General features: G+C 61.1%; 10 protein-coding genes. 3 read left to right on the forward strand and 7 right to left on the reverse strand.

Going from position 1 to position 15,878, the window contains the following annotated elements; genetic code table 11:
- On the reverse strand, positions 1-1,703 hold a 1,703-nt coding region (locus KBX18_RS10790), incomplete at its 3' end, for an Ig-like domain-containing protein (RefSeq protein ID WP_255996101.1).
- 518 nt (positions 1,704-2,221) lie between these two features.
- Between KBX18_RS10790 and KBX18_RS10795 the strand changes: the two genes are divergently transcribed.
- Positions 2,222-3,502 carry a hypothetical protein gene (locus KBX18_RS10795; RefSeq protein ID WP_255996103.1) on the forward strand — a complete coding sequence of 427 codons (1,281 nt, stop codon included), beginning with the start codon at positions 2,222-2,224 and terminating at the stop codon, positions 3,500-3,502.
- Positions 3,503-3,705: 203 nt separating this feature from the next.
- Here the strand turns inward: KBX18_RS10795 and KBX18_RS10800 are convergent, their stop codons facing one another.
- From KBX18_RS10800 to KBX18_RS10815, 4 genes are all read right to left on the reverse strand, one after another.
- Positions 3,706-5,370, reverse strand: coding sequence for a DUF5979 domain-containing protein (locus KBX18_RS10800; protein ID WP_255996105.1), 1,665 nt, complete (start codon positions 5,368-5,370; stop codon positions 3,706-3,708).
- A 197-nt stretch (positions 5,371-5,567) separates the two neighbouring features.
- Positions 5,568-6,338 carry a class F sortase gene (locus KBX18_RS10805; protein WP_255996107.1) on the reverse strand — a complete coding sequence of 257 codons (771 nt, stop codon included), beginning with the start codon at positions 6,336-6,338 and terminating at the stop codon, positions 5,568-5,570.
- Positions 6,339-6,476: 138 nt separating this feature from the next.
- The gene (locus KBX18_RS10810; RefSeq protein WP_255996109.1) at positions 6,477-9,434 is read right to left on the reverse strand and encodes a hypothetical protein; all 2,958 of its coding nucleotides are present in this window, start codon (positions 9,432-9,434) and stop codon (positions 6,477-6,479) included.
- Between the two features lie 299 nt (positions 9,435-9,733).
- Positions 9,734-11,023 (reverse strand): adenylosuccinate synthase, encoded by a 1,290-nt coding sequence (locus KBX18_RS10815; protein ID WP_255996111.1) that lies wholly within the window; start codon positions 11,021-11,023, stop codon positions 9,734-9,736.
- Positions 11,024-11,081: 58 nt separating this feature from the next.
- On the opposite strand from KBX18_RS10815, the gene KBX18_RS10820 reads away from it, so the two are divergent.
- Both KBX18_RS10820 and KBX18_RS10825 read left to right on the forward strand, forming a co-directional pair.
- The gene (locus tag KBX18_RS10820; protein ID WP_255996113.1) at positions 11,082-11,915 is read left to right on the forward strand and encodes a hypothetical protein; all 834 of its coding nucleotides are present in this window, start codon (positions 11,082-11,084) and stop codon (positions 11,913-11,915) included.
- A 336-nt stretch (positions 11,916-12,251) separates the two neighbouring features.
- Positions 12,252-13,100 carry a DUF2382 domain-containing protein gene (locus KBX18_RS10825; protein WP_255996114.1) on the forward strand — a complete coding sequence of 283 codons (849 nt, stop codon included), beginning with the start codon at positions 12,252-12,254 and terminating at the stop codon, positions 13,098-13,100.
- Positions 13,101-13,407: 307 nt separating this feature from the next.
- On the opposite strand, the gene KBX18_RS10830 is transcribed toward KBX18_RS10825, so the two are convergent.
- Both KBX18_RS10830 and fbaA read right to left on the reverse strand, forming a co-directional pair.
- A complete protein-coding gene (locus KBX18_RS10830) occupies positions 13,408-14,745 on the reverse strand; it encodes an aromatic acid exporter family protein (protein WP_255996115.1) in 1,338 nt (445 codons plus the stop codon).
- Positions 14,746-14,812: 67 nt separating this feature from the next.
- Positions 14,813-15,847, reverse strand: coding sequence for a class II fructose-bisphosphate aldolase (fbaA, locus tag KBX18_RS10835; RefSeq protein WP_255996117.1), 1,035 nt, complete (start codon positions 15,845-15,847; stop codon positions 14,813-14,815).
- Positions 15,848-15,878 lie beyond the last annotated feature (31 nt).

Consider the following 15,878-nt stretch of genomic DNA (forward strand, 5'->3'; position numbering starts at 1 on the left):
TCCGAGGTAGTGGTCTCCTCAGAGGTAGTGGTCTCCTCCGACGTGGTGGTTTCCTCAGAGGTAGTGGTCTCCTCCGAGGTAGTGGTCTCCTCAGAGGTAGTGGTCTCCTCCGACGTGGTGGTTTCCTCAGAGGTAGTGGTCTCCTCCGAAGTAGTGGTTTCCTCAGAGGTAGTGGTCGGCGGGCTGGTTTCCTCCGACGTAGTAGTCGGCGGGGTGGTTTCCTCCGACGTAGTAGTCGGCGGGGTGCACTGCCCAGAGTTGGTGAGCGTCACAGCAACGTTCGAGGCATTCTCGTTCTCGATAGTGATCTGCTGCTGGGAGAACGCGGGCGCCTCGAAGGTAACATCTTCGATCGCCGGCTGAACCTCGCTGAATTCGACTACGGTGCCAGCCGGCAACATGTCGTAACCGCGGATAGTGTGGCCATTCTTCACGGTGTCGGTGTAGGTGATCACCTTTCCATCGCGCTCACCACGGCGTTCGCTCTCCGGGTACTTGTTCTCCTCGAAGCCTTCCGGCAGGGTGATCTTCACGTTGACTCGGTAGCCAGCTCCCCCAAGAGCACCGCAGGCCTCTCCGCCCTCGACCTGAACCTTCTTGGTCAGTGAGAAGGAACCCGTGTTGACACCTTCGATGGTGCCGTAGCCTTCGGTGTTCCAGAAGACTTCCGCCTCAGCGCTAGTGGTGGTTTCACCGGCCGTCACCTCGACAGTGTTCGAGTAAGTGCCACCTTCCAAAGTGACCGGGTTCAAACGCTGGGTCCAGTAAGTCAGGTGAATATCCTGGCCCTCTTGCCACTCACCAGTGTGGTCTACACCAGTTTCAGGATCCTTCCCCTTGAGCGGTTTGATCGTAACCGCCAGCTCCTTGCCGTTGTTCAAGATCTCGAAACTTGGATTCAAAGGATGAGTCTGGTTCTGGAGGTTTCGTTGGGAAGCACCCCTACGTTCTTCCCCCTGAACGGGCTCGATGGCGTTGATGTGCTTGTGGTTATCACTCGTAAGCGTATCTCTGATCACGATTTGATCGGAGCCCGCGAATGAGTCATACGGGATTAGGACGTTCCAGAGGAGGTACTCGTCGCTGAGTCCTGCAATGTGAGCACTCTTTTCCAGCTGGTCGACTGGGTTATATTTGTCGATCTTGCCCTGATCCTTCACACCACCAGGCACATTCGCACTGACGGTGCGCTCCTGATTGCCATTTACCGTGAACGGGTAGCTCTCCTCCGTATTGGCCTTTTCGGCCTGGGCGCGCAGCTCGATGACGCCCTTGACGTTGTCCTTTTCCTGGAATGCATTGTTCAGCGTACAAACAAGGGTCTGGGCGCCGTTCGCCACAGAGCACGTACCACCGACGACGCCACCCTCATCTTTAAGGTCGAACTCTGTTCCCGCCTGGGGCTTGAACGTTTCCGGGAAAGCCACTTCGAATGTATCGTCCGCTTCGAATGGAGCGTTTGCAGCCCAGTTCATGGAAACTGAGACGTTATTGCCTTTTACAATGTTGGGGTTTTCGTCCCCCGGCTCAGCCTGCTTAGTGATAGTTACATCCGAGATGGTTACGTCCACCGTATCGGCGTTAGCCGTCGGCACTTGTTTCATACCGAACGCTGCTGCCATCACTACGGCGACGACTGTCACCAGAGCGATCAGCGTTCGACGCAGGCCGACTGTCATGCCGGCTGCATTCTGATTGTTCATGTTCACTCCTGCTTCCTCTAGTTAGGATTCGGCTCAATACCGAAAAGGAGTGCTCGGTACCGCCGTAAACTCGTATCCTCTGCCTCTTATGACGTTGTTTTAAGCATGTTGACAGAGACGGTTGAGATCGTAGCACTGTTGATTAATAGGTCAAGTCTTCGCCAACATTCTTTTAGCGCACCCCCTCTCCCAGCTCAGTGACCGGCGGTTACATATAACCGAGCGCCAAAGTTTCCCAAATGATGTGCAAGTTTTCCGCGCTTCGGGCCTACACTTCTACAAAGTGCGTCAGGTTCCGTCCAGGTTCACGCCATGAAAACTTCGGGACTTTCACAATCAGGAGTTGCGGGCACGATCAGTCCCTATATGATTGACGCGGTAACTACATGCCATCGGTGCATGCTTCGTACCTCCTTGAGCAAGCCTAAGTCGCTAAACCCGTCGATTGTTCCGCTCGAATATACGGGGACCAACGCGCCCCACACGATGCTCACCCTCGAGAAGAAGAAAGCCGGGTAATGAAGAAACGTGCTGTCCACCGTGCCTTCGCTGTCGCGCTCGCGGCAGCGATCACGCTTCCGCCAATGAGCTTCGCTGAACCTGACGATCCAGCGCACAACGTTTCCCAGGAGTGCGCTCGATTCCGCACCGACTACGACTTCAATACGTTTAACTGGGCCGGTTTCGAATGGGGCATTCGCGAACGAAACCACTACATGCCATGGGGCGGACCGCAAGCAGCCGCTCCAGGAGAAGAAATCGGCAACTGGGTTAACGGTGCCTCAGTGAATGATGCGGGGGACCTCGCCGTGCGCAACGAAGGAATCCGCGGCGGTGTGGAGCTGATGACCACCGAATCGGTGGGATATGGAACCTACACGCTCGAATACTCTGCCGACTTCGACCACATGGACCCCAGTAGCGTGTTGGGAATCTTCCTCTACGATCTCGCTGCACAGGTCGACGACACGCACATCACCCAAGGCGGGTTCACTGAAATCGATTTCATCGAGATCAGCCGCTGGGGCGAAGAAGACTGGGCACTGCCGCATGCTGGTGTCACCTACTATCCCGACGATCTGACCAAGGCCCCGGAACCCGGTGACGGCATGTTTATCAGCGGCTTCGATATCCCCGAGGGGCCGCAGAGGTTGACCACGGTCGCCGAGTGGCGCGAAGGCTTTCTCCGCGTGACGACGACAACATCCGACGGCACTATACTGAGCGATGTCACAGCGACGGAACGGGTACCGATCGACAACGGCACCCAACAGCTACACATCAATCTGTGGACTTCCGCAGCGAATGAGGAACTCTATCCTCAGGCTCAACCGGACGAGGTCGTCTTCCATTCGTTTACGTTCATTCCCGATGCGTCCTGCCCAGAACCATCCCCGGAATCCACCGAAGAAAGCACACCGGCTAGCCCCATTGCCACCGAGGAGAGCGCTGAGCCGACCACCAGCTCCACCGGTGCTCCGACAACAGCTCCGACACCGCCAGATTCGTCGGCACCATCGGAGCCCCCGACAGCTCCACCACCTTCCAGCGCAGTCACGCCTACAACGACGGATAGCTCTGGAAAGGTTGAGACGGATACCGCGCCGTCAAAGCTTCCGTTGCCGGCTACTTATCCAAGTGAGTCCCCGTCCGCTCCCGCGTCTGGCCGGCCTGCCTCTGAAGGTGTTCAGCCTTCTGGTCCCCCCACTGCCCCATCCGCAGAGGGACGGCGACCGATTCAATCAGTGCCGTCCGGCGCGACGGCGTTGACGGATCGAACGGCGCGCTTCATCGGATAAGAACAATCAAGTGGGTCGACTACTGAACGCAGTCCACCCGCTTCTTTACGGCCAGCTCCATGTTCATTGATTCAGTAACCAAGCCTTGAAAGAGTCAAGATCGGCCCTGAATATCCAAGCAATCCTCACCCACTTGACGGGAAATAGAAGGCGAGCCGAGGGAACGCTCCCTCAGCTCGCCTTTTCTAGGTAGTGGTTAGCTCCTAGCCGATGAAATCAGCAACTCCATTGCCCTTCTCAGTCGCACCAGACGGCACCGACTGAATCGGCTGACGCCCATCGCTGGGCGCACCAGGCTTCACCGGTTGTTCGGGAGTACCAGGCTGCGCCTGCTGGGGCTTGTCACCCTCGCGCGGCGTTTCGGGCTTCGGGTTGTCACCCGGCTTGCCTGGCTGCGGGGTGTCACCCGGCTTACCCGGTTGAGGGTTGTCATCCGGCTTACCCGGCGTCGGGGTGGAAGACGTACCCGGACCCTGGTTGAACAGCCAGATCAGACCCGGAATGACCGGAACCAAAAGCAGGAGCCACCACAGGTTCTTCTTGTCATCGGAGCTTCCCGGCTCCTCCGGGGTGTCCGCGCCCGGCGTATCGGTGCCCGGGGTGTCCGCGCCCGGCGTATCGGTGCCCGGGGTGTCCGTGCCCGGCGTATCGGTGCCCGGAGTGTCCGTGCCCGGCGTATCGGTGCCCGGGGTATCGGTGCCCGGAGTGGCTCCAGACGTGATCGGGTTCGAAAGGGCGATCTCGAAGCAGTCATTGCCCTTGATCTGGATCGTGACCGTCTTACCCTTATCCTTCACAGGCTTGTCTTTGATGTGGGGGTGGCCTTCCTTCACGATGAAGACCTCCTCGCCGTAACCGAAGCCCCCGAGGTTAGGCTTCTCGCCCTCAGAGAAAGTCACCTTGGTGCCGATCGGGAGGTGCGAGAATGCGATACCCCTCTCGTCGCCGCCGACAGCTGCGTAGGATTCGGGGTCTGCGTCGACGTTGAGCTTCACCTGCGCCTTGTTGTCTCCAACGAGCTCGAACTCTTTACCCTCAAGCACAGCCTCACGGTTGGTGCCCTCCGGGAACTCGAAGGTCATGTTGACCGGGAACTGCTTCCCCTCCGCAAGCTCCTTCGCTTTAGCCTTATCCTCATCGGTCAGCTTCGAGTAGTCGATCTGCTTTTTGATGTGGAACTCGCCCGGAACCGTCTTCCTGATCGGGTTCGTCAGCGTGACCTCGAAGCAATCGTCGCCTTCGAACTCAATGGTGACGGTCTTGCCCTCATTTTTCAGAACTCTTTTATCGCCAGGGGAGACCTGCTCAGCGATGAACTTCTCCTCGTCAAAGTGGAAGCCATCGAGCTCCGGCTTGCCGGTCTCCGAGAGGGTCACCTTCGTGCCTGCCGGGATGTCCGAGAACGCCAGGCCCCTCTTATCAGCGTAGGCACCAGTACCAACCCGGAGATCCACGGTCTTCGTGTTGTTGCCATCCAGCCCAAGCTTCGCCGGAGCGGTTTGCCCCTCCGGGAACTCGAACTCCATGGTCACCTCGAAGGTGGCGTCCTTCAGCTGCGTCTCTGCGTCAGGCTTATCCTCGTGAGCCAGGTTCGAGTCTTCGATTTCCTTCTTAATGTGGAACTCGCCCGGTTCCCCATCAGTGTGCGCCCGCTCAGACTCGTGCTGCTCGGCACGCTCTTCAGCCTCGGATTCGGCAGTCTTGGCCTGTTCCGACTCGCCGTGAACGTGCCCATCTTCAGTCGCGTTAGCTGTGGGAACAACATTGCCCCCGAAAGCTGCAGCGACGAAGACGGCGAAAACCGTCACCAACGCGATGAGGGTTGCACGCAGGCCTTTACGGCCCACGAGACTACGCTGCGCGTCCATGAATCACTCCTTGATTAGTCGATATCTGTTTCGTCCTGATGGCGATACCGACAAGAGTGATCGGCACGTCTCGAACGTCGCTCACAGTTTTAGTTTAAATTCTTAGGTAACTGTCAGAGCACGTTGAGCATCGTACCCAGTTTTCAATTATATGTAAAGGCTGACGGAGAACTTTCTACGAAATTCCTGAGCAAGGCTTAAATTGGTTCTGCAACAACGAATACGTTGTCTGCATAACCGAGCGTTCCACCGACGAACTCACCACCGCATGTGATCAACACGAGCTTGTTCTCACCAGTCGAATCATTCACCTCTTCAGGCAGAGCCCCTTCCTTGGAGGCGCGGAAGGGGGGTTTGGTGACGCGGTAGGTGTGGGTGGTGCCGTCGATAAGCACGGAGACCTCATCGCCCGCCGCAAGCTGCGTGAAGTTGTAAGCGAAACCCTGGCCCTGCGTCTGGTGGTTCACGTGACCAGTGATCACGGTGGACCCCTTCGACTCCGGATCGCCCGGAATCGCGGACGACGCGTACCACCCGAGACGACTGACGTCCTCCGGCGGAATGAGCGCACCCTCAGCCGTCAGGCCCACCATCTCGACCGGCGCGGTGCCGATGCTCATCTGCAACGCCATCTCATTGATGTCCTCATGGCTTTGAGGGACCGGTTTGAGCTCCTCTTCTTGCTGACCGGAATCGTCGACATAGCCGTCCTCGATAATTTCGGGCGCCGCGCTCGTCTGAGGCTGCGGTGCCTCCGACGCCTCGTCTGTGTCGTCGCTTCCTCCCCACGGGATGAAAACAATGGCGCAAATCAGGGCGACTGCGCCGATTAGCGCAGCGAGGATCAGGGGCAGCTTCTTATTCGAGCTTTCGGTCGCTTCGCTTTCCCGGGTGTCATCCGGGTACTTCTCGTAGGAAGTATCTTCCGGATCCGGCAGGTTCTTGGGGTTTGGTGTCGCAGTACTCATCGCGAAATATCCTAAATCATACTTGGGCTGGAAAGGGACATCGATACCCAAGCAATTGTCATTGTCTTGGGAGGAAACTAAAAGACGGGCTAAAGGATCTCTCCCTTCAGCCCGTCTTTCACGGTGAGCGGTTAATTTTTAGCCGATGAAGTCCGGGACGTTACCGCTCTTCGCAGTTGCGCCGGACGGCACAGACTGGATGGACTGGCGGCCGCCACCCGGCTTACCGGGCTGTGCGAGTTTCCCACCAGGGGCTCGTCCAGGCTGGCCGGACTCAGCCTGCTGGGGTTTGTCGCCGTTTCCACCCTTGGGTTCATTGCCTTGGTTGCCCTTGGGTTTGTCACCCTGGCCTTCCGAACCACCCGGCTCGTCCGTAGCGGGCTTATCTCCCCGGCCCGGCGCTGGCTCACCCGGGGATGGCTTGCCCGGTGCCGGGTTCGAGGAACCGCCCGGGAAGTTGTCGATCAACCACTTACCGATCGGAATGACCGGGACCAGGAGCAGCAGCCACCACGGGAAGGCAGAAGAACCTTCCTTGTTGGGGTCGTTGTTGCCGTTGGTTCCGCCGTCGTCTTCACCGTCGGTCCCGTCGTTGTTGCCGCCGGTCTCACCGTCGCCGTTGTCGTTGGTCTCTCCGTTGTTGCCGTCGCCGTCGGTTCCGTCACCGTTGCCTCCGGTCTCAACGTCATCGTCACCGTCGTTGGTTCCGTCACCGTTGCCACCGGTCTCGCCGTCATCGCCACCGGGGATGGTCTGCTCATCCGTGGTGGTCGGTTCCGGCTGCTCATCCGTGGTGGTCGGCTCCGGCTGCTCCTCCGTGGTGGTCGGTTCCGGCTCCTCGTCCGTCGTGGTCGGTTCCGGCTCCTCGTCCGTCGTGGTCGGTTCCGGCTCCTCGTCCGTCGTCGTCGGCTCCGGCTGCTCATCCGTGGTGGTCGGTTCCGGCTGCTCATCCGTGGTGGTCGGTTCCGGCTGCTCGTCCGTGGTCGTCGGTTCCGGCTCCACGTCAGTCGTGGTCGGCTCCGGCTCCACGTCAGTCGTGGTCGGCTCCGGCTCCTCATCCGTGGTGGTCGGTTCCGGCTGCTCGTCCGTGGTCGTCGGTTCCGGCTGCTCATCCGTGGTCGTCGGTTCCGGCTCCTCGTCCGTTGTCGTCGGTTCCGGCTGCTCCTCCGTGGTGATCGGCTCCGGCTCGTCTTCAGTCGTGGTCGGCTCCGGCTGCTCGTCCGTCGTCGTCGGCTCCGGGTTCTCCGAGCCGTCGGTCGGCTCCGGCTCCACGTCAGTCGTGGTCGGCTCCGGCTCCACGTCAGTCGTGGTCGGCTCCGGCTCCTCGTCCGTCGTGGTCGGCTCCGGCTCCTCGTCCGTCGTGGTCGGTTCCGGTTGCTCCTCCGTCGTCGTCGGTTCCGGTTGCTCCTCCGTGGTGGTCGGCTCCGGCTCCTCGTCCGTCGTCGTCGGTTCCGGCTGCTCCTCCGTCGTCGTCGGCTCCGACTGCTCCTCCGTCGTCGTCGGTTCCGGCTGCTCCTCCGTGGTGGTCGGCTCCGGCTCCTCGTCCGTCGTCGTCGGCTCCGGGTTCTCCGAGCCGTCAGTCGGCTCCGGCTGCTCCTCCGTGGTGGTCGGCTCCGGCTCCTCGTCCGTCGTCGTCGTCGGCTCCGGCTCCTCGTCCGTTGTCGTCGGCTCCGGCTGGTCCTCCGTCGTGGGCGGCACCGGTTGTTCCGTTGTAGGCTGCGGACAAGACTCGATCCTATTGGTCAGCTCGATAGTCGCATTCTCTGCGGCGTTCTCGATCGTCACGGTCTGGCCCGGGCTGTATTCCGGATCAGCGAATTCAACACCGGCGATGTCCGGCTTCACCTCAGTAATGGTGGCCTTGGAACCCTGGGGCAGTGAGTCGTAACCGGTGAGCGTCGTACCGGGCCGTAGGGCCGCAGTATAAGAAATCTTGCCGTCGGCGGGTTGCGCCTCAGTCTGCTTGACCGTTCCCGGGAACTGGAAGTTCGGCCCGACTGAGTCCGTCACGTCGATGTCGATCTGGACCGTAAAGGGCTCCTCGATTCGTGCAATGCACTCCTGCTCACCGATCACGGTCTTCGTCAATGCGAATGAGCCGCGCTCAACACCCGCACCCGCTGCAGCAGCAGCGGCGTCGTAGGTGTGCTCCCCAGCGTTGCGCTCCTCAGCCGCAGTCGTGGTCTCGATGCCCTGCGAGTCAGTAACAACGACGTTCGCCGAGTTTTCGAACTTATCACGGTCCTTCGGGTCACCGACGAATTCCGTCTGGTAGGTGATCTTCAGGTCCCACTCTGGGTTCCAGCCACCGCTCTGAGGGGCGATGTCCGCAGCGAAACCGCGACCCCCATCCTGGGCGGTGACGTTGCTGTTCGGCCACGCCTGATTCTCGCGGCTCAGATCCTCCTGGTAGACGTAGACAACCCTGTTGGGGTCATCAAACCCGACGTACGCGTGGTTTCGGCTTTGCAGCTGGTCAGTGATGCGGACAGACCTGGCCTGACCGTTCTCATCAGTGAGGTTCTCAGCGGGGATGATGATCGTCCAGTCGATGACATTGTTTGCGTAATCGATGGTTCCGTACTTCGAAACGCGGTCTTCTTTGCCTTCCGGCAGCACGTACGGCACCACGCTGCCGCCAGGGATAGCAACGGAGAGCGGTTCACCGCCCGGTACGGTGTTGAACTTCCAATCCGGGCCCGGGGTCTCACCGAGCCCCACATTCAGGCCGATCGAGCCAGTCACACTATCCTGATTGATGTCCCGGTTGAAGGTGCAAACCAGGGTTCGTTCCTGCACTTCGCACGACCCAGCCTCTTGACCCGAAACGCTAAACGGCAGCTTGTTAGCAGGCGGCAGGATCTCTGTCGGGAAGTCGATGGACATTGTCTGGCCCTGCTCAATGGTGCCGTTTGCCGTCCACGGGAAGCTGAGGCTCACACGGTCACGCGTATCCAACTGCTTGTCAATCGGCTGACCGTTCTGCGTCACTGTCGGCTGCCCAAAGGTCACCGGTGCCGGGTTAGCATTCTGGGCCTCCGAGCTCGGCACAAGATTGAACATGGCTCCTGTAATGAACAGAGCAAATGCCGTCACTACGGCAACCAAAGTCCTTCGCGGGCCAGCAATTTGCACGCCGCGTTGTTGATCTTTCAAGGGTCGCTCCCAATCGTGATTTGCAATTTGGCCCGAGACCCGGACATCTTCCGTGAGAATCGTTTTACTTCCTCCGGAACTCGCACCGAGCCCACATGGCCGCCTCCGCCTGTTCCAAGGCGGTATACAGCTTAGAAGTTATCACGTACAGGACATTGCCGGATAGTCCCCATGACAATAGATTCCTTGATGGAGCAAAAAAGTCGACTGGGAAGGCTCCGTCGAAAAGCGAAAAGCTTTCACCGCTCCATGATGTCGTTGCGCACGATCGTCTGGTCGCGGCCCGGACCCACACCGATGTAGGACATGGGGGCGCCGGAGAGCTCCTCGAGACGCAGAACGTAATCCTGGGCGCGCTGCGGCAGCTCCTCGAAGGTGCGGCAGCCGGTGATGTCCTCGTCCCAGGCGGGCATGGTCTCGAAGATCGGCTCAGCGTGGTGGAACTCGGACTGGGTCAACGGCATCTCGTCGTGGCGCACACCGTCGACGTCGTAGGCCACGCAGATCGGAATCTCACCGATGCCGGTGAGCACGTCCAGCTTGGTCAGGAAGTAATCGGTGAAGCCGTTGACGCGCGCGGCGTAACGGGCGATGACGGCGTCGTACCAGCCGCAGCGGCGCTTACGCCCCGTGTTCACGCCGACCTCGCCGCCGACTCCCTGCAGGTAGTCGCCCCACTTGTCAAAGAGCTCCGTCGGGAACGGGCCCGCACCCACACGCGTGGTGTAGGCCTTGACAATGCCCAGCACGCCCGTGATCTGCGTCGGACCGATGCCGGAACCGACGCACGCGCCGCCCGCCGTCGGGTTCGAGCTGGTCACAAACGGGTAGGTGCCGTGGTCAACATCCAACATGGTGGCTTGGCCGCCTTCCATGAGGATGTGGTGGTTTTGGGCGAGGGCGTCGTTAAGCGTGCGCTCCGCATCGATGACCATGGGCTTGACGCGCTCGGCGTAACCCATGAAATAGTCCATGATCGCGTCGACCTCGATGGCCTTGCGGTTGTACATCTTCACCAGCATCTGGTTCTTCACGTCCAGGGCGGACTCGATCTTCTGGCGCAGGATGGACTCGTCGAACAGGTCCTGCACGCGGATGCCCACGCGCGCGACCTTATCCGCATACGTCGGACCGATGCCGCGCCCCGTCGTACCGATCGCGCGTTTGCCCAGGAATCGCTCCTGCACGCGGTCGAGCGTCTGGTGGTACGGCGTGACCAGGTGCGCATTGGAGCTGATCCGCAGGCGCGACGCATTGGCGCCGCGGGCCTCCAGGCCGTCGATCTCCTCGAACAGCGCCTCGAGGTTGACCACCACGCCATTGCCCAGCACAGGAGTCGCGTTTGCAGACAAGACACCCGCCGGCAGCAGCTTGAGCTCGTACTTCTCGCCGCCGACGACCACCGTGTGACCAGCGTTGTTGCCGCCGTTGGGTTTGACCACGTAATCGACCTTGCCGCCGAGGATGTCCGTGGCCTTACCCTTGCCCTCGTCGCCCCACTGCGCGCCGACAATGATGATCGCAGCCATGATTCGCTCCTTTGCGCTGGTTCGCGTCAAATTCCAGCGTCATTGTAGCGTGATGCGCATGCAGCTCATTCATTGCGCGTGCGCGTCCGGGGTCACGGTTCCAGGCGCTTCTGCCCATTTGCTTGCCGACGTCCCCTCCCGCCGCGACCTCACCTTCCTCGACTCTTTGGCCGAGGAGCTTTTGCCCGGTGGCACTGTTCCTTCCCTTGCGGAGATCACATCTTCGCCGTCGGTGCCGCACATGGGGGAGCCGGCGTTGGCCGGGCAGGCGCCGTTAGAGCGCTTACGGGTCGTGGTGTCCGGGTCTGATGCTGCCCTGGGAGCTGTACTGACGCGAATGATGCGGGCCGACTATATGTGGGCCGAGGTCGCCTACGTACCCGTTGATGTGGGGTCGCCGGCTGCGGTGCTGTGGGGGTTGTCTGAACTATCTACGTCCGATGCAGTCGCGTTGGCCGTGTCGGGCGGCGTTGCGCCGCTGCCGTGCATTCGGAATGACTCCGGTGTCGTCGTCGCCGGGTCTGCTGTTATTGGCAGCGCCGATGGAGGCCCATATATAGGTGAGGTCGTTGTCGACCAAGACGTGCTGCTGTTCAACGAGTCTGCGTCGCCGGGTGTGCCGGGCCCCTACGGGGTGCGGCTCGTGCCGACAGTTGGCGCGCCCGGCCTGGCCGCCGCCCAACTGGTGACTCCCGCGTCCGGAGTGCGGCGGCGTTTCCGGCGCGACGTGCCGCCGTCGGTTACGGATCCCTCGACCGTGTTGTCCGGGCGAGCGCTCCAGGCCGGAGGGCCGGCGATCGCTGTCACCGTCGACGGAGCGCAGGCGCCGAGGGCCGCCAACCGCGTAACGTTCTACCGGCACTTGAGGGATATTCAGGCAGTGCGGGCTTAGTTCACGGGAGGGTCCTCCGCGTAAAACGACGGCGAATTTTCCCGGGTGCCGCTTTCCGCCGATATGTGATTTATCTCACATTATCGGGTTTACAGGCGGCCTGTGACCTTTTCGTTACCTGGGCGAGACTGTCCGTTAGTTACCTGCGAGTGCACACCTGCACGTTTGCGCTGGTAACCGTTTATGGCGCGACATATTAACCATTTCTGTGACGTGCGCCCTCAATCTTTCGATTGATCTATGGGCAGTGGGGGTCCGCCGGTGCAGCCGCAGCGATCCATGGCTACGTTGGTGGTTGTTCGATTTCGACAAACCACTTAAGGAGAACACGCCAACATGGCTGACTACAACCGCATTGAAGACCTTGCAAACGCAACTGCATACGACGTTAATGGCGACAAGGTTGGTGGCGTAAAGGACGTTTACGTTAACGACACCACCGGCCAGCCGGACTTCGTCTCCGTCAACCACGGCCTGTTCGGTGGCGGCGACTCCATCGTCCCGCTGCGCGGCCACTCCCTGCAGGACGGCGAGCTGCACCTGGCCTTCGCTAAGGACCGCATCGAGGACGCCCCGGACCTGGACGAGAACGGCCACCTGACCAACGCTGACCAGGAGGCTTTCTACCGCCACTACGGCCTCGAGGGCGTTGAGGACCGTACCCAGTACGAGACCGGCGCTCCGGCTGCTGGCGCTGCTGCCGGTGCAGGCGCTGGTTACGGCGAGCACGCTGCTGACCGCGACCGCGCTGAGTTCGCTGACCGCGAGGGCGTTGCTGCAGACAACGACGGTTCCATCGTTCGCTCCGAGGAGCAGCTGAACGTTGACAAGGACCGCGTCGAGTCCGGCCAGGTCCGCCTGCGCAAGTACGTCGTTCACGAGACCGAGACCGTTGAGGTTCCGGTTGAGCGCGAAGAGGTCCGCGTTACCCGCGAGCCGATCTCCGAGGCAGACCGCGCTAACTACGACGGCCAGCTCGGCGAGCAGGAAGCATCCGTCACCCTGCACGAGGACCGCGTGAACGTTTCCAAGGAGTCCGTCCCGGTCGAGAAGGTCTCCCTGGACAAGGACACCGTTCGTGAGACCCACCAGGTCACCGAGGACGTCGCCAAGGAGCGCATTGAGACCGACGGCAACGTTGTCGACGAGACCGCGCGCGACATCCGCCCGGAGGACCAGCGCTAAACACGCCGCTTAGCGCCTAGCGCTAAGTAGTCTCTCTTTCTGGAGAATGGCCCCAGCTTCGGCTGGGGCCTTTCGCGTGCCCGGACGTTGCTGGCGCCTTGACTACAGTGCTCCCCTGTCTGCCCTGCCCCTCCCAGCCGTGCGCCCCGCTCCCCTGGCGCCCGCTCCTCCGCTTAGCCGCTGGAATACTGCTCGAGCTTATTCGCTAGATCGCATTCTTTTGACCTGCAAGTATAGGTGAGCAGTATTCCGGAAATCGCCCAGTAGTATTCCAGCCGACGGACGAGGCCGCCCAGAGTTAGGCCGGTTAGTCCTTATCCTCCGAGTCCTCGGCACCTTCGGGATCCCCTGCATTCTCAGCTCCGGGCCTGCGGGCCTCACGCAAGTCCGGCTCGTATGCCGGGGTCTCAGACGTCGGCGCCAGAACGGCGATAGCGGACTCACGGGACCACCCGCAGATCTGCAGCATGTCCACGATCAGGGAACGGGACTGCGCCAGCACCACCGCCGCAGAAAGGGCGGGCCGGGATTGTGACGAGTTACCACTGCCGCCAGGAGAAGAAGCAGCAGGCGCATGAGTCGACGAGTCCGACCGGGAGAACACGCTCTCCGGAGCTCCGCCGGGCGGCTGGGCAGAAGGGTCGAGAACGTCGAGGCCAGCCTCGACAGCCAGGTCGCGCAGCCGGTTCGTCAACGCCGGCATGCCTTGGGCCTGCGAAATCTTGGCGTTGACGTCCAGCATCGCGGCGAGGTCCAACGTGATGGCGGATAGCTGGTCGAGCAGCCAGATCTGTTTCGGGGAGACAGGGTCGTTGTCCTCTGCAAGGACGAGGGCACGGCGGGCCAGCACACGCGTCGTGCGGATCGCATTGTCGGTCGGCGTGACCATCTTCTCCAACGCGTCGACGTACCGGCGGGAACGCCACAGAAACGGAGATAGCCGCGCAGATTCGCGGCCGGATTTCGTGGCAGCCGTGATCGCCTCAATGTCGTTCTGGGTGCCGCGGATCGCCGACAAGGCTTCGGCTACTTGGGTGGGGTCTTGTGTGAGGAGGGCGTGGGAGACGTCGTTAAGCACGCTGCTGAGCACGCGCAGAACGTTGGAGATTTCGTGGCGTGCTGTCGCGAGCGGCGCTGATGGCAGAAGCGCAATCACTGCGAGGCCGACTGCGGAACCGATGAACGCGTCGATCGTGCGGTCGATGCCGGTGACGTCCGCGTCGGGCGGCATGATTGTGGCGATGAGGATCGAGCCGATGGCCACCTGATTAGCCACCAGCACCGACTTCGAGAAAAAACCCGCGAACAGCAACGACACCCCGACAGCCAGCGCGATCTGCCAGCCGCCGGTGCCCAGCGGGGCGAAGAGGAAATCACCGACCAGGACACCGAGGATGCAACCGAGGGCCATGTCGAAGGCGCGGTTGATGCGCTCGCCACCCGAGATGCCCACGATGATGACCACGGAGATCGGCGCGAAGAACGGCTGGGGGTGCCCCACCCACTCATGCGCGATGAAGTACGCCAACCCGGCCGCAATGCCCACCTGAATAGCCGCCAGCAGACGCTGGCGCACACGCCGAAACCGCGCGCCGATCGAGTTCTCGACGGCCACGATGCGCTCACGGGTGGACATCTTCTCCATACAGACATGGTAAAGGCCCCAGTCAAACCGGGGCCTTCAACGGAGAAAAACGAGTGTTTAACTGGACCTACTTGGACACGGTCTTGCCCACAGACTTCAGGTTCTCGCAGGCCACGACAACACGGTCAGCCATGGACTGCTCGGCCTTCTTCATGTAGGAACGCGGGTCGTAGGCCTTCTTGTTGCCCACCTCGCCGTCGATCTTCAGCACACCGTCGTAGTTCTCGAACATGTGGGATGCCACCGGACGGGTGAACGCGTACTGGGTGTCCGTGTCCACGTTCATCTTCACCACACCGTAAGACAGAGCCTGCTCGATCTTCTCTGCCTCAGAACCGGAACCGCCGTGGAAAACAAAGTCGAACGGCTGGTCGCCCGCGGACAGGCCGAGCTTCTCCACAGCGGCCTGCTGGCCCATCTCCAGCACCTCCGGTTTCAACTTCACGTTGCCCGGCTTGTACACGCCGTGCACATTGCCGAAGGTCGCAGCCAGCAGGTAACGGCCGTTCTCGCCGGTGCCGATCGCGTCGATGGTCTTCTCGAAGTCCTCGCGCGTGGTGTACAGGTTCGCGCCGGCCTTCGCCTGGACGCCGTCCTCCTCGCCGCCGACAACGCCGATTTCCACCTCGAGGATGATGTTCGCCTTGCGCGCCTTCTCCAGCAGCTCCTGGGCGATCTCCAGGTTCTCGTCGATGGGGATAGCGGAGCCGTCCCACATGTGGGATTGGAACAGCGGCAGCTCGCCGGCGTCCACACGCTCCTGCGAAATCGCGATGAGCGGACGCACGTACTCGTCCAGGACTTCCTTTTGGCAGTGGTCGGTATGCAGCGCGACGTTGATGTCATAGTGCTCCGCGACCTCGTGCGCGAACGCAGCCAGTGCCTTCGCGCCGGCGACCTTGTTCTTCACCGACTGGCCGGAACCGAACTCCGCACCACCGGTGGAGAACTGGATGATGCCGTCCGACTCCGCCTCCGCGAAACCGCGCAGAGCAGCGTTGATCGTCTCCGAGGACGTGCAGTTGATGGCCGGGAAGGCGAAACCGCCCTTCTTGGCCGTATCGAGCATCTGGTTATAAACCTCAGGGGTTGCAATAGGCATGGGGAGTCCTTTTCACTCGCGTGCGTCTGAC

Source organism: Corynebacterium sp. CCUG 69979 (assembly GCF_024454095.1).
Classification (GTDB): Bacteria; Actinomycetota; Actinomycetes; order Mycobacteriales; family Mycobacteriaceae; genus Corynebacterium; species Corynebacterium genitalium.

Coding starts and splice junctions, on each gene's coding strand:
- KBX18_RS10795 (WP_255996103.1), top strand. CDS start 2,222: ATGAAGAAACGTGCTGTCCACCGTGCCTTCGCTGTCGCGCTCGCGGCA.
- KBX18_RS10800 (WP_255996105.1), bottom strand. CDS start 5,370: ATGGACGCGCAGCGTAGTCTCGTGGGCCGTAAAGGCCTGCGTGCAACC.
- KBX18_RS10805 (WP_255996107.1), bottom strand. CDS start 6,338: ATGAGTACTGCGACACCAAACCCCAAGAACCTGCCGGATCCGGAAGAT.
- KBX18_RS10815 (WP_255996111.1), bottom strand. CDS start 11,023: ATGGCTGCGATCATCATTGTCGGCGCGCAGTGGGGCGACGAGGGCAAG.
- KBX18_RS10820 (WP_255996113.1), top strand. CDS start 11,082: ATGCAGCTCATTCATTGCGCGTGCGCGTCCGGGGTCACGGTTCCAGGC.
- KBX18_RS10825 (WP_255996114.1), top strand. CDS start 12,252: ATGGCTGACTACAACCGCATTGAAGACCTTGCAAACGCAACTGCATAC.
- KBX18_RS10830 (WP_255996115.1), bottom strand. CDS start 14,745: ATGGAGAAGATGTCCACCCGTGAGCGCATCGTGGCCGTCGAGAACTCG.
- fbaA (WP_255996117.1), bottom strand. CDS start 15,847: ATGCCTATTGCAACCCCTGAGGTTTATAACCAGATGCTCGATACGGCC.